The sequence below is a fragment of the Marinobacter iranensis genome (genome assembly GCF_029207565.1).
In the GTDB taxonomy this organism is placed as follows: Bacteria; Pseudomonadota; Gammaproteobacteria; order Pseudomonadales; family Oleiphilaceae; genus Marinobacter; species Marinobacter iranensis.
Genome location: NZ_JANCMW010000107.1, coordinates 1 through 277 on the forward strand (window position 1 = coordinate 1; position 277 = coordinate 277).

A 277-nucleotide genomic window follows, 5' to 3' on the forward strand; every position below is an offset into this window, starting at 1 on the left:
GGCCGGGTCAGGCCGTGGACCGTTTCTAGGGAACTCGAAATGAACGAGATCACCACCATCCGCCCGAGCACCCCCAAGGACTGGGAGACCGACCAGGAGGTCCGCTGGTGCCCCGGCTGCGGCGATTATGCGATCCTCAAGGCCGTGCAGCGCACCATGCCGGAGCTGGGCGTCGCGCCGGAGAATACCGTGTTCGTCAGCGGCATCGGCTGCTCGTCGCGCTTTCCCTATTACATGGAGACCTATGGCTTCCACACCATCCACGGCCGCGCGCCGG

1 pseudogene is annotated in these 277 nt (G+C 65.7%); it reads left to right on the forward strand.

The window, feature by feature from the left end:
* Positions 1-39 precede the first annotated feature (39 nt).
* Positions 40-277 (forward strand): annotated as a pseudogene (locus NLU14_RS21635) (hypothetical protein); the annotation flags it as partial.